3 protein-coding genes are annotated in these 1,646 nt (G+C 33.3%); all 3 read right to left on the bottom strand.

Annotation, left to right across the window (positions count from 1 at the left end):
- Nucleotides 1-135: 135 nt before the first annotated feature.
- The gene (locus tag ACZQCL_RS09330) at nucleotides 136-342 is read right to left on the bottom strand and encodes a hypothetical protein (RefSeq protein ID WP_278729213.1); all 207 of its coding nucleotides are present in this window, start codon (nucleotides 340-342) and stop codon (nucleotides 136-138) included.
- A 5-nt stretch (nucleotides 343-347) separates the two neighbouring features.
- Nucleotides 348-1,058 (bottom strand): PcfB family protein, encoded by a 711-nt coding sequence (locus tag ACZQCL_RS09325; protein ID WP_337930434.1) that lies wholly within the window; start codon nucleotides 1,056-1,058, stop codon nucleotides 348-350.
- A partial coding sequence (locus ACZQCL_RS09320) for a hypothetical protein (protein ID WP_482482997.1) occupies nucleotides 1,055-1,646 on the bottom strand: 592 nt, incomplete at its 5' end. The genes ACZQCL_RS09320 and ACZQCL_RS09325, both read right to left, overlap by 4 nt.

Here is a 1,646-nt window from a genome sequence, read left to right as displayed (position 1 = left end):
TGAAATGGATGATTTAAAGCTTCATTAAGATATGGAATTGCATTGATTAATCCTTTATCCATGTAGGGTGCAATAAGCAATGCAAACCAAATTGTTGGTATTAGTAATAAGCCTAGAAACACATATTCATCTTTTTTAGCATCTCTCATAATGATCTTTTATAGAAGGTGGATTTGCATCACAAACTTTGACAATCAATGAATCTAGAAAGTCATGGTTTTTATGTTCCATGCGTTGTTTATCCCTTAAATCTGCAAGAGCACGAACAATGATTCGTCTTTCTGTATCATCAACCTGAATTTCAATCATTTCATCATTTTGTTTCTTAAACCAGTTACGCATATTTGTCATCTCACTTTCTTTTTGGATTTCTTTCTTACTGGATATTTTGGTGCATAAGATTTTAACTGCTGTTGCTTAATATCCTTAAGCTCCTGACGAACAGAATGTCTATCCATAGTAGCTATTGATCTTTTTCTTTCGACGGTTTTCTTCTTGTTTTCGTTCTTCAATGTTTTTGAAGATGGCTCGAACGGAGTACCGTCCTTGCTTGTCCGAGCCTTGTTGGGGTTTGTTTTTTCATCCATCAGTTTTGATAACAATGCATCATGTTCTTCATCACTCATTGGCTTTATATCCTTTTGTGATAAGACCGATTCACGAATGGCTTTTGTATCAATGGTTGCCAAATCAAATTTATCTACCATTCTAGATATCTTGGACGCATCTTCTGCTTTGACCATAATATCTACAATTCCATCTGTATTGTTCTTTTCTTTTAATACAGAGTAGAGAACACCATAATGCTTTGCTTCTTCACAAAACTTTTTTAAATCAGAATGATGAATCGCAAATACTTTTAATTCCTTGTTGGATTTTAATAGATTATCCAGGTTGGTTTTGCCTTTGATTTTTTTATTATCAGTAATGATGGCATACAAAGTAACTGCCAATGATTTAGCAGCTGTACCGCCAGCTTTTAATCCAATTTCAGCAGCCACTTGAATACCTTCTAGTGTCATCTTCATCATCTGATCAGCAGTATCGGCACTGTTCATAAGTTCAAGCTCCTTTCGTATTCTTTTTGTGTTTGCATACGCTCTGTTTCTAATGCATTGACCATTTTTAATTTTTCTTCAATGTCAGGTACTCTCTTTTCTATATCTTCGCATATTCGTATTTCCTTTTTCCCATGTGCAATTTTAGAAGTAAGTGTATTTTTATCCTGTTCTAATTGTTGTTTCAACTCAGGATCACGGGTTCGTTTAATTTTGTTGTAGATGGATCTTCTTTGATTCATCCAGTTTTCTATTTGATTGTTTAAATCCAATTTAAAAGCAAGCACATCTTCAATTGTTTCAAGATTATGCTTGCCAATAAGAGTATTTTCATTTGTGATTTTGTCCATGTAAATCAAATCCTTTCTAAGTGCTGGACTTGGATATTTTTGTGGTATGCCTTTTGGCTTTAAGATACCTAATTCAAAACAATATCGAATATACATCGCTTTGATTCCTTTTAATTTTCTATGATTGCCTTGATATTCTTTACAGGGTATAACATCTTTAACAGATGACTGCATAGGAAATAAAAAGTTACTGTTAATCCGTTCCATTAAATGTTCTTCATCATATCGATTATCACGA

The organism is Holdemanella sp. (assembly GCF_056804935.1).
This window is presented reverse-complemented; position numbering and strand designations above follow the sequence as displayed.